The organism is Burkholderia sp. GbtcB21 (assembly GCF_019091065.1).
In the GTDB taxonomy this organism is placed as follows: Bacteria; Pseudomonadota; Gammaproteobacteria; order Burkholderiales; family Burkholderiaceae; genus Burkholderia; species Burkholderia pyrrocinia_C.
This window is the reverse complement of the sequence record NZ_JAGXKA010000003.1, coordinates 201,876-227,127: the sequence shown is the minus strand read 5'-3', so window position 1 is coordinate 227,127 and position 25,252 is coordinate 201,876. Positions and strand designations below refer to the sequence as shown.

Annotated in this window: 17 protein-coding genes; 4 read left to right on the top strand and 13 right to left on the bottom strand. The window is 65.1% G+C overall.

Annotation, left to right across the window (positions count from 1 at the left end; genetic code table 11):
- Positions 1-102: 102 nt before the first annotated feature.
- The 4 genes from KVT39_RS09000 to KVT39_RS08985 form a co-directional block, all read right to left on the bottom strand.
- Entirely contained in the window at positions 103-588 is a 486-nt protein-coding gene (locus KVT39_RS09000; protein WP_217588605.1) for a hypothetical protein, read from the bottom strand.
- Positions 579-1,265 carry a pilus assembly protein gene (locus tag KVT39_RS08995; protein WP_217588603.1) on the bottom strand — a complete coding sequence of 229 codons (687 nt, stop codon included), beginning with the start codon at positions 1,263-1,265 and terminating at the stop codon, positions 579-581. Before KVT39_RS08995 ends, KVT39_RS09000 begins: the two co-directional genes overlap by 10 nt.
- Positions 1,262-3,427 carry a TcfC E-set like domain-containing protein gene (locus KVT39_RS08990; RefSeq protein WP_217588597.1) on the bottom strand — a complete coding sequence of 722 codons (2,166 nt, stop codon included), beginning with the start codon at positions 3,425-3,427 and terminating at the stop codon, positions 1,262-1,264. Before KVT39_RS08990 ends, KVT39_RS08995 begins: the two co-directional genes overlap by 4 nt.
- Positions 3,428-3,662: 235 nt before the next feature.
- A complete protein-coding gene (locus KVT39_RS08985; RefSeq protein ID WP_217588595.1) occupies positions 3,663-4,190 on the bottom strand; it encodes a CS1 type fimbrial major subunit in 528 nt (175 codons plus the stop codon).
- A gap of 407 nt (positions 4,191-4,597) precedes the next feature.
- On the opposite strand from KVT39_RS08985, the gene KVT39_RS08980 reads away from it, so the two are divergent.
- The gene (locus KVT39_RS08980) at positions 4,598-4,768 is read left to right on the top strand and encodes a transposase family protein (RefSeq protein ID WP_217588594.1); all 171 of its coding nucleotides are present in this window, start codon (positions 4,598-4,600) and stop codon (positions 4,766-4,768) included.
- 247 nt (positions 4,769-5,015) lie between these two features.
- On the opposite strand, the gene KVT39_RS08975 is transcribed toward KVT39_RS08980, so the two are convergent.
- From KVT39_RS08975 to KVT39_RS08950, 7 genes are all read right to left on the bottom strand, one after another.
- Complete coding sequence (locus KVT39_RS08975) at positions 5,016-8,084, bottom strand: ATP-binding protein (protein WP_217588592.1); 3,069 nt, start codon at positions 8,082-8,084, stop codon at positions 5,016-5,018.
- Between the two features lie 177 nt (positions 8,085-8,261).
- The gene (locus KVT39_RS08970) at positions 8,262-8,930 is read right to left on the bottom strand and encodes a response regulator (RefSeq protein WP_034181875.1); all 669 of its coding nucleotides are present in this window, start codon (positions 8,928-8,930) and stop codon (positions 8,262-8,264) included.
- Positions 8,931-9,241: 311 nt separating this feature from the next.
- Positions 9,242-9,439 (bottom strand): hypothetical protein, encoded by a 198-nt coding sequence (locus KVT39_RS37905; protein WP_034181874.1) that lies wholly within the window; start codon positions 9,437-9,439, stop codon positions 9,242-9,244.
- Positions 9,440-9,546: 107 nt separating this feature from the next.
- Positions 9,547-12,666, bottom strand: coding sequence for an ATP-binding protein (locus KVT39_RS08965; RefSeq protein ID WP_217588590.1), 3,120 nt, complete (start codon positions 12,664-12,666; stop codon positions 9,547-9,549).
- Between the two features lie 593 nt (positions 12,667-13,259).
- Positions 13,260-16,778 (bottom strand): GLUG motif-containing protein, encoded by a 3,519-nt coding sequence (locus KVT39_RS08960; RefSeq protein WP_217588587.1) that lies wholly within the window; start codon positions 16,776-16,778, stop codon positions 13,260-13,262.
- A gap of 236 nt (positions 16,779-17,014) precedes the next feature.
- Positions 17,015-20,101: a GLUG motif-containing protein gene (locus KVT39_RS08955; RefSeq protein WP_217588585.1), complete on the bottom strand. Its 3,087-nt coding sequence runs from the start codon at positions 20,099-20,101 to the stop codon at positions 17,015-17,017.
- Between the two features lie 63 nt (positions 20,102-20,164).
- On the bottom strand, positions 20,165-21,937 hold the full coding sequence (locus KVT39_RS08950) for a ShlB/FhaC/HecB family hemolysin secretion/activation protein (protein ID WP_254640402.1): 1,773 nt from the start codon (positions 21,935-21,937) through the stop codon (positions 20,165-20,167).
- Positions 21,938-22,230: 293 nt separating this feature from the next.
- Between KVT39_RS08950 and KVT39_RS08945 the strand changes: the two genes are divergently transcribed.
- The 3 genes from KVT39_RS08945 to KVT39_RS08935 all read left to right on the top strand — a co-directional run bounded on the left by KVT39_RS08945 (position 22,231) and on the right by KVT39_RS08935 (position 23,694).
- Positions 22,231-22,863 carry a LysE family translocator gene (locus KVT39_RS08945; RefSeq protein ID WP_217588583.1) on the top strand — a complete coding sequence of 211 codons (633 nt, stop codon included), beginning with the start codon at positions 22,231-22,233 and terminating at the stop codon, positions 22,861-22,863.
- A gap of 215 nt (positions 22,864-23,078) precedes the next feature.
- Positions 23,079-23,420 (top strand): type II toxin-antitoxin system RelE/ParE family toxin, encoded by a 342-nt coding sequence (locus tag KVT39_RS08940; protein ID WP_217588581.1) that lies wholly within the window; start codon positions 23,079-23,081, stop codon positions 23,418-23,420.
- On the top strand, positions 23,407-23,694 hold the full coding sequence (locus KVT39_RS08935) for a helix-turn-helix domain-containing protein (protein WP_034181868.1): 288 nt from the start codon (positions 23,407-23,409) through the stop codon (positions 23,692-23,694). The genes KVT39_RS08940 and KVT39_RS08935 overlap by 14 nt, the downstream gene beginning before the upstream one ends.
- A 79-nt stretch (positions 23,695-23,773) precedes the next feature.
- On the opposite strand, the gene KVT39_RS08930 is transcribed toward KVT39_RS08935, so the two are convergent.
- A complete protein-coding gene (locus KVT39_RS08930; RefSeq protein ID WP_217588572.1) occupies positions 23,774-24,463 on the bottom strand; it encodes a YebB family permuted papain-like enzyme in 690 nt (229 codons plus the stop codon).
- A gap of 165 nt (positions 24,464-24,628) precedes the next feature.
- Positions 24,629-25,198: a hypothetical protein gene (locus KVT39_RS08925; RefSeq protein ID WP_217588570.1), complete on the bottom strand. Its 570-nt coding sequence runs from the start codon at positions 25,196-25,198 to the stop codon at positions 24,629-24,631.
- Between the last annotated feature and the right edge of the window lie 54 nt (positions 25,199-25,252).

The window sequence follows — 25,252 nt, the reverse complement described above, 5'->3', positions numbered from 1 at the left end:
ATTCTCTCGCTTGGCCTTAAAAAGGCACTATCAATATCAATTCAATCAAAAATGAACCACAGGCCATCGGCACGGAACATCTTCCTTGCGGATTGCTATCGATTACCGCGCCGACATTCCGCGCAGCTGATAAATCACGACGCCATATCCAACGCTGATAACAAGCGGTGCCTGCGTCCCTGACGCGTTATTCGCATCGACAACAATTCGCTCTCGCGGCCGGAATGTCAGTCTCCACACCTGAGCCTGCGAGGACGTTTCGAACTCCTGCAGCATCACCCGATATTTCTGCCCTGGCGCTAACGTGAGACGGTTGGGGGACACCAGCAGCGCGGGGCGCATCACGTCCGTCACCGGTACGAGGCGTTCCGGGCTTTGCCCCGGATTCGTGACCAGTTGTTGCGTCACATCGAGGTACAACGGCGTATCCCCGACGTTCTCGGCCCACAGTTCAGGCACCGGCTTGTCCGGCGCCAATGTCAGTTCCGTGCGGGACAACTTCAAAACGCCCGCGGCCATGCTGCTGGTGCAGCACAGCGCCGCGAGCATGCCCAACGCCCAACGCCGCTTGTGCTTCATCACGGACATTCCAGCGTCATCGGCTTTTCGTCGACCCGCAACGTCATCCGCTTGGTGTCAAAATGCTGCGGCGTGCCCGGGAACACGGCAATAGTCTGCGGGGAAGCCGACTGGCCGACCTTCACGTCATTGAAAATCTGGCGAATATTGCCCGTGCTCTCCAGCGTCATCCCGCCACCCTCGCAGCGATGCGTCCAGCCCGACTGCTGCTTGCCCGGAGGCGGCATGTGCCGCACGAGCACGCCGTAACCGATCGCGACCGACATCGGCGCCGTGATCTTGTCCTGCGGCGCGTCATCGACCTTGAGCGACCGTACCGGCAGGATGTACAAGCGGTACAGCGCTTCCTGCTCCGGCTCCGCGAGCGACTTCAGGACGATCGCGCGCGTCTGGCCAGGGCCGAGCGTCAGCTTGTCCGGGCTGGCCAGCACGCCGGGGTGCTCGAGATCGCCCAGCGCGACCTTGTTTTCCGGCGTCTTGCCCGGGTTCGTGACCTTCTGCACCGACACGTTCAGATAGAGCGGCGCATCGCCCATGTTCTTGACCGTCACCTTCTGCTCGTGCGCGTTGAACACCTTGGTCGTAGCGGGCATCACCATCAGCTCGCCTTCGGCATGGGCCGGTTGGATCGTCGCCAGCAGCAGCCCGCACAGCGCGGGAAGCACGGTTCGCAAATTCATGTTCATTTCGTTTCCTCTCCTGCATTCGTATCGGTCGTGAGCTTGCAGCTGTAATTGCTGCCTTTCGCGTCCTTCAGGTCGCAGCTATAACGGCGATCGTCGCGCTGCACGGTGACCTCGCTCAGCATCTTCTTGCTGACGATCGAGAACAGTCCGTTCCGGTGGACCGCATCGCCGGTTTCCACCACTTTCCCGTCGATGGGCTTGCCGTCGGCGTCCGTCAGGAAGCCGCTGTAGATCATGTTGATGTCGACCCGCGCCTTCGCCGAATACACCTGCCCCGGATGCGCGCGGACGATGTTCGCCGGCACCTCGATGTTCATGTCGAGATCCTGGCTGTTGCTCTGCACACGGGCGAACGCGACATCGTTGTATGCGTTCAGCGGCACCGCATAGGTGCTGTCGCCGGCAACCGGGGCGCCCTCGACGTTGAAGCCGTACTTCATGCCGTCGAGCTTCGGCGTCTTCAGCAGCATCGCGCTGCCGCTCGAGCTATAGCGCCCGAGCGCGATGCCATCCTTGTTCGCGGCCACCATGCCGCGGTAGTTGAAGTCGACGTTGCTGCCCGCGCTGCTGTGGCCGAGGTTCAGCGACGCGTCGCCGCGCGTGCCGGAACGGCTGCCGTAGACGTTGACGCCGTAGTCGTTGCCGATGCGGTTCGCGTTCAACCCAATGGACGACGTGCCGAAGCTGTCCTGGAAATCCTTGCGGACATCGCCGCTCAACTGCGTCTGCCCGCCGGAATGCGCAGCGCTGAAGCTCGCCTGCACCTTGTCCAGCATCATGGTCATGTTGAAGTACACGCCATAACCGCCGTTGCCGCGCTGGAAGCCGCCCTTCTGCACGCCTAGCGCGAAGGTGCCCCACAGCCCGTTCGGGCGATAGTTCCAGCGCACCTCCGCCTGATGAGCGGCACCGGCATTCGACTGCTGGTAGTTGTAGCCGAAGGTCGCCTTGCGGATGGTGCGGCTATAGGACACAGCCGTGCTCGGCTGCCCTCGATAGAAGCGCGACACGTCGGTGTTCTGGTAACGGCTCACCATCAGGCTGCCGAGCGCTTCGCTCGCCAGCGAGATGTTCACGTAACCGCCGACGCCCCTCTCCCCGCTCAGCACGCCGAGCGTGGGTGCGACATCGATGCCGGCGATTTGCGTCGGGCGCGTCACGTTCACTTCCGCGGCCCATTTCCCGTCGTGCCCCGCAAGCATCGACGCGTTCACATAGAACTGCTTCAGGTTTCGGCTCATGCCGGCCTCGACCAGAAGCCCGCCTACGTCCATGTCCTTACCGGCCGTCACATGCCACGAATTGCCGCCCGTTGCCCCGAAGTTGAGGTTGTTGATTTCGCGGGTTTCGCGGGCGACCACGTTGCCGTTGCGGTCGACGAGACGCACTTCCACCGAGTAGTAGCCGCCCGGAAGATCGGCGAAGCTGATCTCGTTGCGGCCGATCGCGGCCGGCCGCTTTATGATCAGGCGGCCGTTGCGGTAAAACTCGTAATTCCCTTCCGCGGCCGCATAGAGAATCAGCGACCCGGCATTGTTGTTGACCTGCAGGTGGGTCTGGCTGCCGACCGTCACGAACTGGTCGAAGCTCGGCGAAAGCAGCGTACTGACCGACCCCGACGCATAGTCGATGTTGTTCTGCTTACCTGCCCGCACATACGTGCTGGCAAAGTTCTTCTGCAGGTAATACGACGATACGCCGCGCGTGCCACCGCTGCCGTAACGCGACGACGTCTGGTTCGCGTACCAGCTCACGTAGCCGAAGCTCTGCGACGGCAGGCCGACCCAGGTGTTGCCGTTGACGTTCGCGGCCCGGTAGCCATCCGACGCGGCGCGCAAATCCAGTGACTGGTTGTTGACGATGCCGAGGCTCGTCTGCGGCGCGACATAATCCTCGCGCTTGTCGCGAATCGAAATCGACCGCTTCATCTTGTCGACGGTGACGTAATAACCGTCGACCTCGACGTCGCAGCCCTTGCTGCAACGCTTGTAATCCAGTTGCGAAACGACGTTCGTTAAGGTGCGGATGTCCTCCGCAGAAACGCCGTTTTCCTCATACTTGCTCGCATCGAACGTGAGGTTGCCATCCGCCTGCGAATAGCCGATGAACCCCGGCAGCGTCCGTCCTTTGAACGTCGCTACATAATTCGCGCTGTCATCCATCTCGGCCGCGCTGAACCCTTCAGGTACTCCGTACGAGACCTTAAGCTCTGCAAATGAATGCGACGAAACAAAAAGGAACGCACCCAGCCACAGCTTGTTGAATCGGAAGGGAACTTGATCGGCGAACACGTTATCTCTTATGGCGGGTTTGGAAGGATTGACACGCGATTTATTCTTGACACGGCGTTAAAAAAGAAGCCCCTGACGGGGCTTCTCATCAGCCCGCTTACCTGGCTTACGGAGCCGCTGCTGCGACCGGCTCGAACACCATCACGAGATCGCCGCTGTAGCTGCCGTTGGTGGTCTGGGTACCGACTTGCTTGGGCGAATCGACGTTGATCTTCAGGTTGTGGACTTCGTCGAAGCCGCCGTTGCCCGCGGTCGTTTGCGTGATCTTCTGCTGCGCGCCGAACTTGACTTCGGCGTCGCCTGCCTGGCTGGTCAGTTGAACCTTGGCGTTCTTCATTTCGTAGTAACCGCTCGACAGCTTCAGCGGCTGCGCCAGCGAAATGTTGAATTCAGGGTTCTTCGTCCACACGCGAACCGGCAGCGTCTTCGAGAACTTCGACTGCGTGTAGTCGTTGGCTTCGAGTTCTTCCGTGCTGTACCAGGTCGAGCCGTCCGGCTTCGACACGAAGATGGCGTCGTTGATTTGCGCGGTCAGCGTGATTTTCTTCGACACGGGTTCGGCTTGTGCCGTATGTGCGATGCCGAACAGTGCGCCAGTTACGCCCAGTGCCAGAACGAGTTTGCTGAGTTTCATCGAATGATCTCTATTTAAAAATTGCGTTTCAGGAATCGAATTGCGATGAATTAATCGGAATTCGATGTGTGGAAGATCAATTCCACTGACGCTATTTTCGATGACTCGTGCCTGGCGGGATATAGGACGAATTTTAATCAACCGGCCAAATAAGCTCGTACTTGTACGAAATTGCAAAATTCGTATTTTTAAATCATTGATTGTTAGATGAATCTAACAATTCGTGCCCGAGGTTACGCACAAACCCCTTCGCTTCGGTCGTTTACTTGGCCGCCTGAGCATGTCTTGCACCAATCATCTTGCGTCCGGACCTGCGATGTAGGCTTCAAATGACCCGTGTCGTGCCGGTATTCACATGCCCGCTCCACACGTTCGGAATACGATGGCAGACATGTAACCGGAGCCGGATGCTGTCGGAGGCGGATAGCCGGGTCGCGAGCCAGATCGGGCGCGAATCGAAGCTCGACTGGATGCGCCGGTACGTGCCGCTGGAGCGGGGGATCCCATCGCACGATACGTTCGGGCAGGTATTCGCGGCGCTCGATCCGCCGGAGTTCGAAGCCTGTTTCGTTCGCTGAGTGCGAGGGTTCTGCCAGGTGCCGGCCGATGAAGTGGCCGTCATCGACAGCAAAAAGCGCGCGCGGCTCGCGCAGCGCGAGTCAGCGTGACATCCACCTGGTTTCGGCACGGGCAGGCCGCTGCGCATCTGCGTCTGCGCGGCGTGTATCGGGATGTTCAACGGCGATGCACGATACGGCGGCCGTCATCCGCGAACCGACGATCAATACTCCGGATTATTTTCCCGCGATGCGCGAACCCGGCTCGTCACCTGCCGACAGCGAGCCGTCCGAGCGCCAGCCGGACGGCCGCCTCGGTCGAACTCCACACGCGTTTCAATGCTTCCGGGCCGCCGTCCCGCATCGCGTGCTCCGCGCTTGCGCACGCGTCGCGCGCTTCGGCGTCGCCCGCCAGCGCGAAGCCACCGCGCATCGAATGCAGTTCGATGCGCAGCGTATCGGCGTCGCCGCTCGCGAGCGCAGCACCGATCGCCGCGAGCGAATGCAGCGTCGCGTCGCGCAGCGTGCGCCGCACCTCGTCGGTCATCGCGAGCGCGACAGGTGCCTGCGCATGCCCGTACGCCGGCGCGGGCGACGCCGCGTCGCGCCCCGCATGCCGCCGCAACGCCGCGTCGAGCGTCTCGATCGACAGCGGCTTGAGCACGACCTCCACCGCGCCGGCCTGCTCGCAGCGCCGCCGATCCTCGTCGGTCGCATGTGCCGTCATCGCGATCACGGGCACGCGCGCGCCCTGCTCGCGCAGGAAGTTCGCGAGCGCGAAGCCGTCGAGTTCCGGCATCCCGAGATCGGTCAGCACGACGTCGTACGGCCGCTCGAAGAACGCGCGCATCGCCTCGATGCCGTTGGAAACGATCGTCGCGTCGTAGCCCAACGCGTCGAGCTGGTCGCGCAGCAACGCCCGGCTTGCCGGATGATCCTCGGCGACGAGCACTTGCAGCGGTTCGTCATCGGCAGCTTCCTCGCGCGCGTCAGCCTCCGTGCCCACTTCGGATTCCGCCTCAGCTTCGTACCCGCGCACGGTATCCGCGAACGTCCCGGGCTCCGGCGTATCGTCCCGCCAGCCAGCCGGCGCTTCGGGCAGCGGCAACGCAGCCACGAAAACCGTGCCGTCGCCAAGACGGCTGTCGACGCTCAGCTCGCCGCCCATCAGCGTCACGATGCGCCGGCACAGCGGCAGCCCGAGCCCCGTGCCGCCGAAACGCCGGTAGATCGACGCATCGGTCTGGATATAGACGTCGAACAGCGTCGACATGCTGTCCTCGGGAATGCCGATGCCCGTATCGCGGACGGCGATTTCGACGCCGCGGCCTGCCGGGCCCGCCTGGGCAAGCCGCACGTCGATCGTCACGCCGCCGCGCTTCGTAAACTTGATCGCATTGCTGACGAGGTTCGACACCAGTTGCCGCAGCCGCGTCGGGTCTCCCACGTAACCATCGGCAAGATCCGGCGCAATCCTGCATGCAAGCGTGAGGTTTTTCGCATCCGCGAGCGGACGGAAGATCGCGGCCACGTCGTTCACGACACGACGCAGGTCGAACGGAATGCTTTCGAGCGCCATCTGGTTCGACTCGGCCTTCGACAGGTCGAGCACGTCGTTGATCACGCGCAGCAGCGCATCGGACGACGACATGATCGTCCCCAGCCGGCGCCGCAGCGGCGCCGCCATCTGCGCGCGCTCCATCAGCTCCAGGTTGCCGATGATCGCGTTGAGCGGCGTGCGGATCTCGTGGCTCATCGTCGCGAGAAACGTCGATTTCGCCTTGTTCGCGAATTCGGCGGCTTCGCGCGCCTCGCGCAGCTTCTCCTCGGCCTGCTTGCGGGCCGTGATGTCGAGCAGCGTGCACAGCAGCACGTCGATCCCGCGGTACTTGGTTCGCACGATGTGCGCGTCGAGATAGACGGTGCCGCTTCCCGCGCGCTCGACGGCCAGCTCCCGCGTGACGCGCGCACGCGCGTTGCCGGCGGGCGCGCCGTCCCGGTACGCGCGCCACAGCCGCTTGCCGAGCGGCTCGCCCGCCACGCCCCGCTCGTACGCGATCATCGCGTCGTTGCGCACGATCGCTTCGCCGTCGACGAACGACAGCAGCACGAGCCCGGCCGGCGCCGTGCGGATCAGCGCCCGGTTGAGCGCCTCGCTTTCGATCAGGCGAATCGCACGCCGATTCGCCGGACGCAGCGCCCGCCTGTCGAACGCCACGATTGCGATCCACAGCAGCGCGATCGCGACGAGCGCGGGCGTGACCGTCAAGCTCCCGCGCCAGGCTATGTCGTTCAGCACGGCACGCCATGAGATGGTCGCCATCACCACCTCGTCCGCTCTCGGCACCCGGTCGCTGATGACGAAGTTCATGCCGACACGATGTGCGGCCGCCCGCTCGCCGGCGTCGTGGCGCACATGCTCGAGCGCATGGGCCACCATCGTGCTGTCGGGTTGCCCGCCGAGCAGGAGCTTTCCGCCGGAATCGACGAGCGCGTATTCCCTGCCGGCGCCCGGCGAGCGCAGTATCCCCTCGATCAACGGCAGGCTGTTGATGACGAACCAGACGACCGGCCTGCCGTCCGCGCCACGCACCCATTGCACCATCCGCAGCACGGAGCGCCCGAGCACCGGATCGAATCGCCGATCCAGCGCAATCGCGTTTCGACGAACGGCGGGCGCCGTCGATACGGCCGTATCGTCCGTCATCGGCCGCAGTTGCTCGACCAATGCCCTGACGTCGACACCGGCCGGCAACGCAAGCGCTCGCTTCACCAGCGGATACCCCGCCGCAACGACGAAATCGCCGTTCGGATCGATCAGGTAGGCAGAACCGCCCGGATCGGCCGGTTGCGGCGGCGGCAGGACGCCCGTCACCTCGACCCGCTCGAGATAGCGCGCGAGGTAAGGCAAGCGACTGTCCGCCGATGCGGCCGGCGGGATGTCGGCGAATGCGGCGATCGCAATTCGCCCTTTTTGCCCGACGAACGTCTGCTTGCCGTGCTTGCCGGCGAGCAACCCCAGGCCGCGCGAATTGTCAGCGGCGCCGGCCCACTGCAGCTCCATGTCCTCGACATAGCGATTCCGCAGCGCCCTCATGATCTCCAGCTCGGCAACGAGTTCGGCCCTGCGCCCCGTGAACTCGACGCGGAAGCGCTCGAGCGACTCCTGCACGTCGAGCAGCAAAACGAGTGTCGCGCACACCAGAATGAACCCGGAGATCGCCGCGCCGCTGGCATACAGCTGAAACTGCTGCTGCCGCCGGACGCGTCCCGGTTCGAATGGCTTGCGAACGGCCCCGGTGGCGTACGAAACAATTCTTTTGAGCTTTGCGGGCATGTCGTATCGATCTCGTTGCTCGTGGCCGGGCATACCGCATCATTCGCCGATGCCGGCGCATCGCCCCCCAGGAAAACAGGGTAGTCGTTCGCGTGGCGTGCCTGCGCTCACACGCGATGCGTCACTTCGGCGGAGTTTGCCCGGAAGCTGGCCGGAGCGGCAGCCGGGCCTCGTGCGTCACGTCGACGCGGCATCGTCGTCGGACGCACCGGCGAGATTTTGCTCGTCGTTGTAGCGGATCAGATCCGCGTCGCGAACGATCCCGAGCTTCTTCATCGCGCTCGACTTCTGCGAACTGATGGTCTGCTTGCTGCGATGGAGCTGCGCTGCGATCTCTCCCACCGTGTAGCCCGCGCCGAACAATCGGACAACCTCGATCTCGCGTGTCGTCAGTGCGCGGGTAGCGGGCTCGGATTCGATGTCCTGCAGGAGCTGCTTGATATACGGCGACATGTAGTTCGCACCGACGTACGCGGCATGCACGGCGCCGATCAGGTGCGAGATCGCGTCCGACTTGCTGAGGATGCAACTCACACCCTGCTTGTGGATCGCGCGCAGCACGCTCGGGTTGTCGATCATCGTGATCGTCACGATATGCAGCGCCGGATAGCGGCGCTGCAGGAACGACAGCAGCACGAGCCCGTCGCCGTACTTGCCGCCCGGCATCACGTAGTCGAGCACGAGCACGTCGCTCTGCTGCGCGTCGAGCGCCGCGACCAGGTCCGTCGAGTTCGAAACGGTGCCCACAAGCTTGATCGTACTGTTGCCTTGCAGCGACTGCGACATGCCGAGCGCGGACGCCGGATGATCGTCGGCCACCATCACGCGCACAAAAAATTCGTCCATGTTCCTGTTTCCCCGAGGCTTTCAGTCACGCTTCCGGTCCCCGCCGCGACGGGGAGCATGCTCGCGCCATCGCGTCGATGGCTGGCCATATTAGGCGCACCGGACAAATAATGACTCAATTTTAAGATAAATCCCGGTTCGCCCTGCAATTAGCGTGGGCCACGCGGCGGACGACAGGTGCCGGCGCTCGTGATACGCACGACCTGTCCGCACGGACGCGCCGCGCAGATTGCCGAAGTTGACGACGGCTCGGCGCCGTTACGGGATACCGGCTACGCTCTCACGCAGCGCGGTCGGGCCGCGACGCGGCGCTATCGGTGGCTCGAATCGCCAGGCAGGTCATGCGGGTTGCCGTCCACCCGATTTTTCCACTCGTTCAGCGTACGGCGCCGCTGAACCGGCGACATGAGCAGAAACTCGTTCATCATCGTCAGGAATTCCCGACGGGACTTCTCAGAGAGCGCGGCAAAATCGAGCAACAGTGCGAATACCTTCCCTACGTGACGCACGACGTTCCCCTCCAGTATTGATTTGAATTCTGCCGCGCGACGTGAACATGCGCCGGCACCCTGCCCTTGTTGTTTTGGATACGCGCTGACGCGTACGCTGCTGTTGGTTACTTGTCATACAAAGCTGTTTCATGATTGGTTGAGCCCAATGGGCAAGCGGCCGCGCATGGCTCCTTCGCCGAAGCCGCGGCACGCCGCTGCCACGCATGCGCAAGCGCGCCGCGCAAGTGACCGAGCGTCACGGGTTTTGTCAATACGCGCCGCACACCGGCTGCCGCGCAGCGCTGCATGCCTTCGGGTGTCAAATGCGACGTCACGACCAGTACGTCGCACGCGGGATCGACGCCGCGCGCCGCTTCCGCCAGTTGGTGCGCGCGCATGTCGGGCAGATCGTCGCCGATCAGCAGCACGTCCCATTCGCCGCCGGCCAGCGATTCGAGCGCCGCACGCCCCGATCCGGCCTCGGCTGCCGTACAGCCGAGCGCGTACAGTTGCTCGCTGAAAATCGAGCCGTTGATGGTTTCGTCGTCCGCGACGAGCACGCGCAATGCGCGACTGCCGCGCTCGGCGGCCGCGCGCGACATTTCGGCCGCCGCCGAATCGCGAGCGTGCGAATCGTCACGCCGCGGATCGTCGCCCGATACGGCATCGATCCGGCTTTCGTCGCGCATCGGGCCGCCGAGCAGCGGGCCGCCGAGCGCCAACGCGGCACGCAAGCCGCCGAGCGAATAGCTCGACACGCGTACCGTGTCGCCGGCACGATACGGTTCGAGCGGGCCGTCGGGTATCGCGAGTATCAGCCGCTCGCAATCGCTCAGGCTGGCCAGATCCGCGTGCGACCACGTGTCGGAATCGCCGAACAGCACGACCGCGCCCCGTCGCGCAACGCCGCCCGGCAGACTCGACGGGCTGTCGTACACGCTGACGTCGAATCCCCATGCCTGCAGATGCGGTAACGCGAAATCGCGCCACGCGGGATGCGCGGCGATCAGCGTCAGCGCGTGTGCGTGCGCCGCGCGCGGCCGGTCGAGCGTGACAACGTCCATACCGAGCGGCAGAAGCACCGTGAAACGGCTGCCGGCGCCCGGCTCGCTCTCCACCGCGATGCGGCCGCCCATCGCCGCGACGAGCCGGCTGCACAGCGCGAGCCCGAGACCGGTGCCACCGTAACGCCGCGTGATCGACGTATCGACCTGCGAAAACGCCTTGAACAACTTGTGTCGATGTTCGGTGGCAATGCCGATGCCCGTATCCTCGACCTCGATCGACAGTTCCGGGGCGTCATGCCCGTCGGCGACGACGGCAACGCGCACGGTCACGCTGCCCGCATGCGTAAACTTCAGCGCGTTGTTCAGCAGATTGCGGAGCACCTGTGCCAGCCGCGTCGGATCGCCGCGCATCTGTTGCGTGCTGCTCGCATGGATCTCGCAGAACAGCTGCAATCCCTTCGCCTTCGCGATCGTCGCGAACGCGTTCAGCTCGCGCTCGATCACCGCACTCACGTCGAACGCGATCGATTCGACCGACATCGCGCCGGCCTCGATCTTCGAAAAATCGAGAATGTCGCTGACGAGCGCGAGCAGGCTCTTCGCCGACGTGCGCAGCGTATACACGCGGCCATGCTGGACCGCGTCGAGCGCCGAGCGCTCAAGCAGTTCCAGGTTGCCGAGAATCACGTTCAGCGGCGTGCGGATCTCGTGGCTCATCGCCGCGAGGAACGACGATTTCGCGGCGTTGGCTGAATCGGCCGCGCGCACGGCCTCTTCCAGCTGCTGCACGAGTTGCCGCTTCGCGGTCATGTCGGCGACCGCGGCGATCAGCACGTCCGTGCCCTGATAGCGTGCGCCGCACGCGATGAACTCCAGGTTCAGGTGCGCGGCTTGCGTGTCGCCCAGCAGCAGGTCGCCGTACAACACGCCGCCTGCGTCGCCACGCGCCTGCCATGCGTCGGCCACCTGGCTCGACAGCGCGTGATAGTCGCCGCCGATCCGCTCGACCACGTCCGTCAGCGCGGGGCTCACGAGCATGAAACGCCCGTCGTCGCGCGCGATCAGCCCGAGCCCGATCGGCGCCATCTCGATCACGCTGCGGCACAGCGCTTCGCTGTCGAACACGCGCTGCGAGCTCGCGTAGAGCGGCACGAACTCCCGACGATGAAAGCGCAGCAGCAGCACCCACATGACGATGAGCGCGAGCAGCGTCGCCGCGCCGAGCGTACCGGCCGAACGTGCGACGCCGGCCGCGATGTCGGCCCACGACAGCGCATACGCAAGCGTCCAGCCCGTCGGCTCGAGCTTGCCGTGAAACAGCAGGAAGCCGTTCCGGAATACGGGCGCGCCCGACGCCGACGCACCGCCCCGCGACGGGTTCAGCTTCAGCAGGCTTTCCACGCGATCGGCATCGCTTGCCGACGGATCCATCGTGACGAGCCGGCCATCGGCCGTCGTGATGTAGAACATGCCTTCGGGGCGATAGTCGGCGAGCCAGGACAGCAGGTAATCGGGCGGATATTCGGTGACGAGCACCGCGAACGGCTTGCCGTTGTCGCGCGCCTCGGCCGCGAGCCGGATGCGCGGCTGCCCCGACACGGGATCGGTGAACGGCGGCAGCCATCGCACGTGCGGACGTGCATCGATGATGCCCGGATACGAGTGCTCGAAATCGACGCGCAGCGCGTCCAGTATGCGTGCGCGGCTTTCCGGCGAAACCAGCGCGGGATCGTCGCGGTCCCGATGGGGGATCAGCGCGAACAAACCGGTGCGCGTGCTGTAGTGGTAGCCCTCCAGCGTGCGCCCGCGATTGATCGAGCTGGCCGCGCAGATGCGTGCCAACAGGACCGACAGCGACAGATAGCGCGCGACTTCGGCCCGATCGCCGGTGCGCGCGGGCACGCCGACGACGAGCGAAGGATACGGACGGGTCGCGACGCGCTGGTCGTTGAGGAGGAACTCGTCGACGATCGGCGCCGGCACGTCGCTGGCCTCCTGCCAGATCAGCTGCGCGTTCGCGACGCCGTTGCGGAACGAGGTTTCGCTTACCTGGATTTCGTTGAGCGTCTGCTCCAGCCCGTTCAGGTAGTTGCGCCGCGCCCCCTCGACATAACCCGAGACGATCGATGCCATCCCGAGACCGCAAGCGATCAGGACAAGGATGGTAACGACGATTCCGCCGCCGAACACCGAAATGCTCTGATAACGACGAATCGATTGAAGCGGGCTCTGCGACATGGCGCGCGTTGACGATCGCGAACGCGACCGGAACGACGTCGTTCCGGCACCCGTGACCGTCTCGGAAAACACCTAGAAAATGAAGGGATTTCCGATCATGCCAAAGGCTCGCGCGGGCGTCCTCGTCGCATGAACCATTTCGTACATATTAGATAGAACTGCGCCGCACTTTCGGACTTGACCGAATCTTGATGCGACAAATACGCGTCGTTTTTTCGCATTGCGTCGACTGAGCGTTCGGCGGATCAACAGCTGGGGCAACGCATTTTGTTAAAGTTTTCTAAAGATTTGCCCCCGATCGCGCTGCCACCTCGACGCGTACTGGCGGCGCGCATACCGACTGTTCCAATGATTCTCCGGCATGCCCAACTCGCCGCCCAAAAGAAAAGGTTCTTCGCGGGTCAACGCGAAGAACCTTTGAAAAGCATCGTTTCGACGAAGACCGAGCCGGCGATGGCGTACGAACCGCCATTGCCGGTCGCCAACCCGCCCGGCACCTGTGCCGAACGGACGTCGGATCGAAGCCGAGACAGCGCGACGTGCCCGGGAGGCGAGCGTCACTGCAACGCCCCCGCCTCCCGGAACGGGACCGATCAGTTCCGGATTTCGCGCATGTTGCGGCCCGCCAGCGGCACCGCCGCCGCGCTTCCGCTCACGCTATTGCCACGCATCCAGCCCAAATTGAGGCCGACCAGCCCGCCGTAGAACTGGTCGTAGCCGTCCGTGTAGGCAATACGGCTGCTCGAGCTCGAATTGTCGACGTTGCCGAAGTTTCCGCCTGCCACGCCGCCCAGCCACGCATAGCGCCCGCCGGACACCGCACCCGACGACGACGACGCCTTGACCTTGCCGTCGTTTTCGCCGACGAGGCCGCCGACCCGACTGAGATCACCGCCCTTCGCCGAACCGGAAGCGTCGGACGCATCGATCGATGCGCCCATGAAGTTTTGGCCGACCAGACCACCGACGTAGCTATTGTCGCCCGCAACGACGTCGCCCGACGCGCTCGACGACGCCACGCTGCCCATGTTGTATCCGACCAGGCCGCCTGCCTTGCCGTACGTACCGTCGACGTTCACGGCCCCGCTTGCGCTGGCGCTCGCCACCTTGCCGAAGTTCATGCCGACGAGACCACCTGCCATGCCGTCATCGCCAGCCGATACGTTGCCGGCCGCCGAGGAGGCGGTCACGGTGCCGTGGTTTTCGCCGACGAGGCCGCCTGCCTGGCCTTGCGCGCCGACCTTGACCTCTCCGTCGGCCGACGAACCGTCCACCTTGCCGAGGTTCGTGCCGACGAGGCCGCCTGCCTTCGCGTTGCCGCGCCCGTCCACCTTGCCATGCGCATTCGATGCGATGATCTTGGCCGCGTACCCGTTAAGGCCGACGAGGCCGCCCAGCTGGCTGTCGGTGCCCGTCGTGACGTTGCCGTTCGCCGTGGATGCGTTGATCGTGGCCTCGTTCAACCCCACGAGACCGCCCGCCACCGCGGCGTTGCCGGCCTGAACGCTGCCGTTCGCCGTCGACGCCAGGATCGTCGCACGGTTGACGCCGGCGAGCCCGCCGACCATGGCCGACCGACCGGCAACGACTTTGCTGTCCGCCGTCGACGCGGCGATCTTGCCGAGATTTTCCCCGACCAGGCCGCCTGCCTTGCCGTTGTCGCCAACGGTCACGTCGCCCTTCGCGCCGGATGCATCGATCGACGCGGTGTTGTAGCCGACCAGGCCGCCCGCCGTGCCGTTGTTGCCCACGGTCACGCTGCCCGTCGCGTTGGAGGCTTCGATCGCCGCGGCGTTGTAGCCGACCAGGCCGCCCGCCGTCGCGTCATGACCACCTCGCACGCTCGCGCTCGACGAAGAGGCCTTGATGCGGCCCGACTTCTCCCCGCCTTCGTTGAAACCGACCAGGCCACCGACACGCGCACCGCTGGCCAGCGCGGTGACACTGCCCGTGGCCGTCGAGGCCGAGATGATGCCCCGGTTGATCCCGACCAGACCGCCAGTGCTGCCCGCCGACTCGCTGCGGACCTGTACGTCGGCGCGGCTGTTGCTGATGGTCGCGTCGCCGAGATTCGGCCAAAGGACGGTGCGGCTTTCGCCAACCAGACCACCGGCGTACTGCGCTTCCTTGCCGCCTTCGACACGGCCGGAAACGGATGCGCGATCGATCCGTCCGCTATAGTTGCTGCCGACCAGACCACCGACGATCACGCGGCCGGTGCCGGTTACCAGGACGTTTTTCGCCTTCACGTTCGTGATGTCGCCCAGGTTGTAGCCGGCCAGCGTGCCGATGCTGACGATGTCTGTCGGTGAGGCCGCCCCCCGCGCAGTGATTTTGTCCAGCGTGAGGTTGGCGATGCGACCCGAATTGGACGCGAACAACCCGACGGTCGCCACCCCGGGGTTCGAGATCGACAGGTTGCCGATGGTATTGCCCAGACCGTCGAACACACCAGTGAACCCCTGACTCTTGCCGCCAAGGCTGCGGAATTGCGCGTCCTTGCCGTCGATCGCGTTACCCAGCACGTAACGGCCCTTCATGTTGCCGTCGACGCCGCGCAGCCCCGCGAGATCGTGGATCACCTGATACCCTTCACCGTTCGCCGAGAACGACGCATTGCGGCCCGACAGCGTAACCACCGCATCGTCGTTCGTCAGCGTGTGGCCGCTGCCCGAGTTCAGCGCCAGGCTTGCGTTTTCGCCCGTCAGCGCCACGTTGTTGCCGATGCGGATCTGTTGCGCCGCGTTCATCGTCACGCCCGCGTTCGCGCCGCTCGCCTTCAGCGACTGCTTCAGGTCGACGCTGCCCTTTTTCGACGTCAGCGCCAGCGTGTTGTCGCTCGCCCAGTTCACCGCATCGCCCACCGTCAGGTCGCCCGACGTGTTGGTCAGCGCCACGTTCGTCGTGCCCAGGCTGCGCGCCAGCGTCTCTCCGTCGATCGCACCGCCAGCGTTACCGCCGGTGCCGCCATTGCCGCCGCTGCCAGTGTTACCGTTGAGCCCGCCGCCAATGACCAGACCGCGCTTGCCCGGCTGCGCTGCCGTGCCGACCCCGGCGTTGGCCGCCTCGATCGTCCACAGGCCCGCCTTGCCCGATGCCGCACGCGTATCCACCTGCACGTCGCGCGATACCACCACCTGCTCGCCGCGCGTCGTCACCGTGCCGCCCGCCGTCGATGCATCCTGCGAGCTCGCGTCCAGCTTGCCCGCGACATGCACCTGGCCGCCGTCCAGCGTGATCTTCCCGTCGCGGCTGCTCAGGCCCTGCGCCTCGATCGTGCCGCTGTTCTTCACCACCGAACCCAGCAGGTCGCCGGCCGCACGTGCCGTCATCAGCACTTCACCGCCGTCCGCCTTCAGCAGCCCGCCGTTGTTCGCCTGCGCGTCCACCGCGCCGCTTTCGACCTGCAGGTTCAGCAGCCCGTTGCCGTCGAAGTTCACGTTGAACGCATTGCCCGCGCCCAGCGCCACGCGACCCATCTGCGCACGGATCACGCCCGTGTTCGACACGCGTGCGCCCAGCAGCGCCACGCTGCCGCCTTCCGTCGCCGCGATCGTCCCGGCGTTCTCCACCGCTTGACCCGACGTTCCCGCAAATCGATAGCGGCCCGCCAGGAAATCAGCGTCCGTCAGGTTCTGCGTCGACGCCACCAGGCCGCCCACGTTCACTTGCGCGCCCGCGCCGAACATCACGCCGTTCGGGTTCACCAGGAACACGCGACCGTTCGCGTCGATCTGACCGTGAATCTGGCTGCCGTTTGCCCCGATCACCCGGTTCAGCGCGATCGACTGGTTCGTCGGCTGCTGGAACGACACTCGCTCGCCACCACCGACGCTGAAGTCCTGCCAGTTCGTGATCAGCTTGTCCGTGTGCTGGTTGATCGACATCGTCTTGTTGTCCGCGGACGTCGCGATGTCCGCCTTACCCGACGCGATCTCGCCGCCCGTCGGCAGCGCGTATGCGCCCGACGCCGCAGCCAGCCCCAGCAGCGACACGCTCGCCGCGAGCAGGCGCTTGCCGCTGCCCGACTTGCCGCGACGGCGTGCCGTTTCCCCTACTGCGCACCAGCCGCCCTGCGCTTCATTCCATACCAATGAATAGGCCTTGTTCATTCTTCATTTCCTCATGATTGGTCGGCATACTTTAGTTATTTCGTATACCTATACAAACTGCTTATCGAGCGCGGAACGAATACGTCCGTTGCTCGTTTCGCGGATTACTGCACCATCCGCGCCATGCTCGCCGGCTCCAACCCGCCCCGGAACCGGCATGCCGTATCCGGGGCGGCAACCGTTCGATCCTGGTTGCCGCCCCGGGGCATTCGAGCCCGGCTCTTCACCGAGAAGAATTACCGCTTGCTGTCGATCCAGCCCACGTTGACGCTGGCGAACGGTTCACGTGCGGCCGCGCCGCTCGTATCGCTCGATTCGATGCGCCCCGAGTTGAATGCAACGAATCCGCCTCTCACCAAGGGCATATCCACCCCCGAGCGATCAAACTTCGAACTCGTATGCGACGAACGGATCACGCCATGATTCACGCCCACGAACCCACCGGCGAGCAAACCGGTGCCAGCGATCGCCCCCGACGATTCCGAATCGGCGATCAGCGCGCCGTCACCGTTCATCCCGGCGAACCCGCCGATGAACTGGCCGATGGCGGTCGTCACGTTGCCCGATGCCTTCGAGTTCCGGATGCTGGCTTGTTTGCCGATGTTTTCGCCGACCAGACCTCCGACGGAGCTGTCGCGAGCCGCAGTGACCGATCCGTCCGCGCTCGACCCCGAAATCGTTCCGTGGTTCAGGCCGACGAGCCCGCCAACCCGGCTCGCCTGCCCGGCACGCACGGCTCCGCGAGCCGCGGATTGCTCGATTGCGCCGTCGTTCACGGCGACAAGCCCGCCCACGCTGGCTCCCTGGCCTGCACCGACATCGCCTGCCGCGTTGCCCGCCCGGATCGTGCCGGCGTTCCTGCCGACCAGGCCGCCCACGACGCTGCTCGCGATGTCGCTCACGCTACCGTTTGCCGCGACGTTTTCGAGCACGCCGCCGTCGACGTTCTCCCCAGCGAAGCCGCCAACGGCTGCCGCGCCTTTCGAGTTCACCGCGCCGAACGCTTGCGCATCCGCGATACGAGCGCCTCTGTTGAGGCCGACGAACCCGCCGACCTTGCTGCCGTCCGTCGCGCGAACGATGCCGCTTGCCGACGAACCGACGATCGTGCCGCCATCGCTGCTGCCGACCGCGCCGCCGACGAAGCTCGACTTCCCGGCCGACACGTCGACCGTCGAAATCGCGTTGTCGATCATGCCGTTCGCCGACTGACCGACGAGGCCGCCCACTTGCGTGCGGTCACCCACCGAGATCCTGCCGGCACTCGTCGAATCCGACACCGTCGCATAGAGATTCCTGCCGACGACACCACCGACGGCGCGCATGTAGTTCGACGATCGCATGCTCGTGATCTCGGCATCGGCCTGGCTATTCGCGATCCGCGCGCTGAAATTCCTGCCGGCAATGCCGCCGATTGAATCGGCCGCCTCGTTGGCTGTGATGCTGCCCTGGAATCGGGCGCGGTCGATGACGCCGGCGACGTTGTCACCGACGAGGCCGCCGACGAGGCTGCTGATCTTCCCGTTCGACGAAACCGTCGTCTTCGTTACGCGAACGTTCGAGATGGTCCCGCCATGATTGGCGCCGGCAAGCGCACCGACCGACGCAGGCGTTCCGGTCGATGCTTCGTTGACGGCGAACGAGTCGAGCGCGAGATTCGCGATACGGCCGCGATTCAACCCGAACAGGCCGACGTACTGACCGTTGCCATTGATCGTCAAGCGGGAAATCGTGTTGCCCAAGCCATCGAACACGCCGTTGAATGCGCTGTCACCGCCGATACCGCGGAATTGCGCGCCCTTGCCGTCGATCGCATTGCCCAGCACGTAACGGCCCTTCATGTTGCCTTCGACGCCGCGCAGCCCCGCGAGATCGTGGATCACCTGATAGGCATCGCCGTTCGCCGAGAACGATGCATTGCGACCCGACAGCGTGACCGTCGCATCGTCGTTCGTCAGCGTATGGCCGCTGCCCGAGTTCAGCGCCAGGCTTGCGTTTTCGCCCGTCAGCGCCACCTTGTTGCCGATGCGAATCTGTTGCGCCGCGTTCATCGTCACGCCCGCGTTCGCGCCGCTCGCCTTCAGCGACTGCTTCAGGTCGACGCTGCCCTTTTTCGACGTCAGCGCCAGCGTGTTGTCGCTCGCCCAGTTCACCGCATCGCCCACCGTCAGGTCGCCCGATGTGTTGGTCAGCGCCACGTTCGTCGTACCCAGGTTGCGCGACAACGTCTCTCCGGTGATGGCATTTCCGGCCGCATCGACGCCCACGTTGGCCGCCTCGATCGTCCACAGGCCCGCCTTGCCCGATGCCGCACGCGTATCCACCTGCACATCGCGCGACACCATCACCTGCTCGCCGCGCGTCGTCACCGTGCCGCCCGCCGTCGATGCATCCTGCGAGCTCGCGTCCAACTTGCCCGCGACATGCACCTGGCCGCCGTCCAGCGTGATCTTCCCGTCGCGGCTGCTCAGGCCCTGCGCCTCGATCGTGCCGCTGTTCTTCACCACCGAACCCAGCAGGTCGCCGGCCGCGCGCGCCGTCATCAGCACTTCGCCGCCGTCCGCCTTCAGCAGCCCGCCGTTGTTCGCCTGCGCGTCCACCGCGCCGCTTTCGACCTGCAGGTTCAGCAGCCCGTTGCCGTCGAAGTTCACGTTGAACGCATTGCCCGCGCCCAGCGCCACACGGCCCATCTGCGCACGGATCACGCCCGTGTTCGACACGCGTGCGCCCAGCAGCGCCACGCTGCCGCCTTCCGTCGCCGCGATCGTCCCGGCGTTCTCCACCGCTTGACCCGACGTTCCCGCAAATCGATAGCGGCCCGCCAGGAAATCAGCGTCCGTCAGGTTCTGCGTCGACGCCACCAGACCGCCCACGTTCACTTGCGCGCCCGCGCCGAACATCACGCCGTTCGGGTTCACCAGGAACACGCGACCGTTCGCGTCGATCTGACCGTGAATCTGGCTGCCGTTCGCCCCGATCACCCGGTTCAGCGCGATCGACTGGTTCGTCGGCTGCTGGAACGACACTCGCTCGCCACCACCCACGCTGAAGTCCTGCCAGTTCGTGATCAGCTTGTCCGTGTGCTGGTTGATCGACATCGTCTTGTTGTCCGCGGACGTCGCGATGTCCGCCTTACCCGACGCGATCTCGCCGCCCGTCGGCAGCGCGTATGCGCCCGACGCCGCCGCCAGCCCCAGCAGCGACACGCCCGCCGCGAGCAGGCGCTTGCCGCTGCCCGACTTGCCGCGACGGCGCGCCGTTTCCCCGACTGCGCACCAGCCGCCCTGCACTTCATTCCACACCAATGAATAGGCCTTGTTCATTTTGGTATCCTCTTCAATTTATATTTACAACCCCGCCTTGCCGGACGGACCGATCACGCGTGCTCAGAAATACTGAGCGGCCTGAACCCATACGCTCGGCGCGCGGGTCGGCGAGCCGGTCGCCGCGCCGAGCGGCCACGCGGCCGTCAGCGTCACCTGGCGCTTCGCGCCATACCAGCTCGCGCCGACACCGCCGGCCTGCATGTGCTGCATGTTTCGTTCTCGCGTCCACGGATGCTTGTCGCCCTGCACGCGCCCGGCGTCGACGAACGTGCTGACCTGCCATCCCGGCGCAACGAGATAACGCAGCTCCGCGCTGGCCTGCCAGCCCTGGTCGCCGCTGCCGGCGCCGAGCGCATACGCGCGCACGCCGTACGGGCCGCCGAGGCTGAACTTCTCCGATTCGTCGAGATTGCGCGACGCGAGCTGCGCGCTGAACTGCGTGTACAACTCGAGCCGCCGCCCCAGCGCCTGCACGCGCAGCGCGCTCACATTCAGCTTCGCAAAGCTGCCGATCGACTTCTTCAGCGAATCCGCCTCGAACGGATCGTTGCTGCGCAGCCGCCCGACGCCGAACATCACCGAGAACCCGTTGCGGCCGCCGCCCAGCAAGCCATCCTGACTGTTGCCGCTGACGCCGAAGGTCCACAGGCCGACGTTCTTGTCGCGCCGGATGTCGAATACGCCGTAGTCGTCGCGCAGGTTCTTGTTTTCGTACTGGACCTGCGCGGTGACGCTCAGCGCGCGCGCACGCACGAGCGGCTGCGTGACGTACGCGGTCTGCACGCTCGCACGGCCCTGGGAATCGAGATCGGAAAACGCGCCGCCGAGCCGGTAGCGCAGCGACGAATACGCGACGCCGACCCGCGTCGACGCGGGCCCGACCGGTACCTGGTAGGCGGCACGGTAGTAGCGCTGGCGCTCGTTGCTGATAAGCCCGCGCAGGCTCAGGCGATCGCCGAGCCGCAGCGGCGAATTGACGTCGATGCTGCCGCCGAGACGGTAGCGCCCGAGCGCGACGTCGCCGAAGTTGTCGAATTCGAGCGATCCGGACGCGAGCGGCCCTTTGTCGGCGTCGACGACGAGATCGGTGGTGCCGGGCGTTTCGCCCGGACGCAACGTGCCGCGCGCACCGACGCCGGCGAGATCGTCGAGCAGCAAAAGGCTGCGCTCGAGATCGGACCCGCGTACGACATCGCCCGGATGCAGCGCCGAGAGCGGCTGGCGCAGCGCGGCATCGAGCACGCGCGAATGGTTCTGGATCGTGATTGCGCCGTAGCGGCCTTCGGCGATTTCGATACGCACGACGCCGTCGTCGATGTCCTGGCGAGGCAGGTACGCGCGCGCAAGCACGTAGCCATGACGGCGATAGTAGGCGGTGATGCGCCCGGCGGCGCGTTGCAGGTCGGCGAAACTCAGCGTGCTGCCGGCCAGATCGGCAACGAGCGGCAGCAGTTTTTCGCTGCCGAACACGGTATTGCCGTCGAGCGCGAATGCGCGAACGAGCACGCGGGGCCCCGACTCGGGTGCGCTCTCGGCGGTGTCTTCCGACGGCGTCACCTTAAGCTCGGGCGCGGTTTCCGGAGGCAGATCCGGACGCGGCGTCTCGATGTCGCGCATCGCTCGCCCGGCGTCCGGCACTTGCGCATGGACCTGCTCGACCAGGCCCGCGGCACCGCCGCAGATCAGCGCCACGCACAATGCGTGGCGGGCGCGCAGCGCGACGCCGGCATCGCGCGGCACCGCTTGCGAGCCGGCCTCGCGCGACTGCGCCGCTTCGACGCTGTCGATGTCGACCCGACGGTGGCCGACGACTTGCATATGAACTTCCCACATGGAACACATCCGGATCTAGCCGACAAAGCACTTGCCAGCTGTGACTCAAGCGCCGAATGCTACAGACAGACATTTCCCATGTATTTAGATCAGGTACGAAATTTCGTGACGAAATTGTTAATTGCCGGAGCAACTGCACGAATCGCGTGAACGGCAAAAACGGCTTCCGTTTTATCGGCAGGATGGAAGCCAGTCGGCCGTCGACCGAATGTCGTCGCGAGCACGGTTGACCACCTGCGGCGGCACTCCTAAACTGGCATTCCTTTTACGCCGCTCACGCCAAAGGGACTCCCATGATCGACCTCTCCACGCTCGTGCTGTTCTCGGGCGCGTGTCTCGCGCTGACCGTCACGCCGGGCCCCGACATGCTGCTGATCGCGTCCCGCAGCGTGAGCCAGGGCCGGCGCGCGGGCTTTGCGACGCTCGCCGGCATTCAGGCCGGCACTTACTGTCATGCGCTCGCCGCCGCGCTCGGGCTGTCGCAGCTCTTTCTCGCGGTGCCGATCGCGTACGACATCGTGCGTTTCGCCGGCGCCGCGTACCTGCTCTATCTCGCGTGGAAGACGTTCCGTTCCGACGCAACCTCGCTATCGCCCATCGCGTCGCAGCGCCGGCACTCGACCGCCGCGATCTTCCGTCAGGGCCTGACGACGAACCTGCTGAATCCGAAGATGGCGCTGTTCGTGCTCGCGCTGTTCCCGCAGTTCGTGCGGCCCGAGCATGGCTCGATCGCCGTGCAGATTCTCGTGCTCGCGACGGTGCTCAACCTGATCGGGCTCGTCGTGAACGGCGCGGTGATTCTCTCCGCGAGCCGGCTAAGCCGGCGGATCGGCGCGCGCCGCCGCCCGTCGAAACTGCCGCAATATCTGCTCGGTTCGGTGTTCGTCGGGCTTGCGGCGCGGCTCGCGGTGGCGGGGCGGAACTGATCTCGCCCCCTCCCGAAGCGCACGGGCGGGCCTGATATCCATTCGGATAACTAGCCGAATTCAGGCCACAGCCAAACAATCTGGCTCGCAAATCAGCAACGAAGCACCAGAGAAACGCCTGAACGTTTCTCCGGTGCTTCCGTGCATTCGACGAGCCGCCCTCATGACAGACACGACGGCGCTCCTTCCTGCAAGGAAATAACAAATTTGTTACTATGCGAACCGTCGCGGACGAAATCCATTTCTTCAGCGAGCAAGTCGAGGCTGGCGTATTTGCGTTGCCGAAAACGCTGACCGCCAGATTCTTCGCACTCGCTGACCGCATGGAGCAGTACGGCCCGAATCCGGGCGAACCTCGCACCAGGCCGATGGGCGATGGGTTGTACGAAATGCGGTTGAAGGGCCTGGAAGGTATCGCACGTGTGTTTTACTGCGCGGTCGTCAACCGGCGGATCGTCATGCTTCACTGCTTCGTGAAGAAGACGCAGAAAACGCCGCAGAAAGAGCTGGAAACCGCGCGCCGCCGATTGAAGGAAATTCGAGATGGCAACCTATAAGGCACTGCGCGAGCGCGCGCTGGCCGATCCGAAGGTACGCGCCGAATACGAACGATTGAACCGCGAGGAGTTCGCGCTGCTCGACGCCATGCTGGCCGCCCGGCGAGCCGCCGGTCTTTCGCAAGCCGATGTGGCAGAGCGCATGGGCACGAAGGCGCCTGCCGTTACGCGGCTCGAACGCGCGCTCGCGACAGGCCAGCACTCTCCGTCGATTGAAACGCTGCGCAAGTATGCGGCCGCGTGCGGCAAGAAACTCGTGATCTCGTTCGCCTGAGTCGCATCGCGGCCCGGACATGATTGAATCGGCCGTCGGTTGCTCGAGCGACTGACGGCCCACCCGCCCCGCATCTCACCTAATCCCCGCCCGCGCACGCATCGTCGGCGCAAGCGCGCGTATCGAGCACCACGCGCAGTTCACGACTGCCCATCAAGCTCGCCGGCGTCACCGTGCGGCGCTGCCACGGAATCCGCCCGAAGTACCAGACCTTCCAGAAACCGAGCGGATGATCGGGGTTCCTGCGCAGCAGCGTATCGAAGGTTTCAACGTCGCCGAGCGTAATCCGCGTCGCGTCACGCACGACTTCCCGAACGAAACGCGAACAGAACTGCCGGCGCGACGCGAGATTGAAACCCGTGTCGTAGATCACGCCGACCTGGCGCATCGCCGCGTCGACGAGCCGGCGCCGCTGCGCGGCATCGAGCGGCTGCTTCAGTCGCGCGATCACGCACGCGCCGCGATCGGAGCGCGCGAGAAACCGCGACATCGTCGTGACGCGCGACAGCGGAAACGTGCTCTCGGCGACGAGCGGCTCGCCACCGCGCCGGCCGACGACGATCCCGACGTGATTCGTCCACGACCGTGTCGCGCTCGCCACTTCGAGAAACGGCCGCACGGTCACGCGGATAAACACGATGTCGCCGATCTCCGGTTCGACCGGCAACGGCATGTCATGAGGTTCGGGAGAACCGGTGGAGAAAAGACGCCGCCGGCCCGCGTCGGGCGAGCGGATCATGAGCGGCTGGCAGCCGGTGTCGACAATCATATGGACCTCGCGAGAGTGAACATGGCGCGAGGATGTCAGCAGCTACCGCGCACCGCATCCGCTTCTTGTGCGAGGGCGTGAATCCGTGCCGCCGGGTGGCGGATTTCGATACCGGCGTGAGGTGCGCGGCGTAAGGCGCGAAGCGTGAGGTGCGAGGCCGAGCCGTCAGCGCGTCGCGCCCAGCGCCACGCGCAGCCGTTCCATCAACTGCGTGTAATGCCGCAGCACGTCGTCCTTCGGCACGACATTCGCAGTCGCGAAACGCTCGGACCACGCCGGCCTCCATTCATACGCCCCGTGTACGCTCCGGTCGCCGTCCGGCGACTGGATCAGCGAGCGGATCCGCGCGTCGCGGCCCGGGCCCGTGTGCATGTCGAACAGCGCGTGAATGTATGTGTGATACGCGTCGTACACATCCTCGTCGAACAGGTAGCGGTAGATGTGAAACGTGCGGTCGAGCTCGCGCTTCGCGCGGATCACGTCGTCCGGCGAGATGTCCTTCCAGTAGCCGATCCACGTGTAGAAGCACAGCAGCGCATTGAGCTGCGGCGCGACCGCGTCGTACAGCGCGAGGCGCTTCTCGATCAGCCGCTGGTTGGTCCACTGCACGAGTTCGAGCCGCTTCAGCCGACGCGCGACGAGCCAGCCGAGGCAGGCCACCGACAACGGCGTCAGCACGCCGAGCACGAGCTTGACGATTTCCAGCGAATTCCACGGATTGTTGAATGGCTGCATGAATGGCCCGACAAGAAGAAACGCATCCGCGCCGGCGCATGACCCGGCGCGCAG

Bases quoted from the DNA above. Each gene is read 5' to 3' on its own strand.
- KVT39_RS09000 (WP_217588605.1), bottom strand. From the start codon at position 588: ATGTCCGTGATGAAGCACAAGCGGCGTTGGGCGTTGGGCATGCTCGCG.
- KVT39_RS08995 (WP_217588603.1), bottom strand. From the start codon at position 1,265: ATGAACATGAATTTGCGAACCGTGCTTCCCGCGCTGTGCGGGCTGCTG.
- KVT39_RS08990 (WP_217588597.1), bottom strand. From the start codon at position 3,427: ATGGATGACAGCGCGAATTATGTAGCGACGTTCAAAGGACGGACGCTG.
- KVT39_RS08985 (WP_217588595.1), bottom strand. From the start codon at position 4,190: ATGAAACTCAGCAAACTCGTTCTGGCACTGGGCGTAACTGGCGCACTG.
- KVT39_RS08980 (WP_217588594.1), top strand. From the start codon at position 4,598: ATGCTGTCGGAGGCGGATAGCCGGGTCGCGAGCCAGATCGGGCGCGAA.
- KVT39_RS08975 (WP_217588592.1), bottom strand. From the start codon at position 8,084: ATGCCCGCAAAGCTCAAAAGAATTGTTTCGTACGCCACCGGGGCCGTT.
- KVT39_RS08970 (WP_034181875.1), bottom strand. From the start codon at position 8,930: ATGGACGAATTTTTTGTGCGCGTGATGGTGGCCGACGATCATCCGGCG.
- KVT39_RS08965 (WP_217588590.1), bottom strand. From the start codon at position 12,666: ATGTCGCAGAGCCCGCTTCAATCGATTCGTCGTTATCAGAGCATTTCG.
- KVT39_RS08960 (WP_217588587.1), bottom strand. From the start codon at position 16,778: ATGAACAAGGCCTATTCATTGGTATGGAATGAAGCGCAGGGCGGCTGG.
- KVT39_RS08955 (WP_217588585.1), bottom strand. From the start codon at position 20,101: ATGAACAAGGCCTATTCATTGGTGTGGAATGAAGTGCAGGGCGGCTGG.
- KVT39_RS08950 (WP_254640402.1), bottom strand. From the start codon at position 21,937: ATGTGGGAAGTTCATATGCAAGTCGTCGGCCACCGTCGGGTCGACATC.
- KVT39_RS08945 (WP_217588583.1), top strand. From the start codon at position 22,231: ATGATCGACCTCTCCACGCTCGTGCTGTTCTCGGGCGCGTGTCTCGCG.
- KVT39_RS08940 (WP_217588581.1), top strand. From the start codon at position 23,079: ATGCGAACCGTCGCGGACGAAATCCATTTCTTCAGCGAGCAAGTCGAG.
- KVT39_RS08935 (WP_034181868.1), top strand. From the start codon at position 23,407: ATGGCAACCTATAAGGCACTGCGCGAGCGCGCGCTGGCCGATCCGAAG.
- KVT39_RS08930 (WP_217588572.1), bottom strand. From the start codon at position 24,463: ATGATTGTCGACACCGGCTGCCAGCCGCTCATGATCCGCTCGCCCGAC.
- KVT39_RS08925 (WP_217588570.1), bottom strand. From the start codon at position 25,198: ATGCAGCCATTCAACAATCCGTGGAATTCGCTGGAAATCGTCAAGCTC.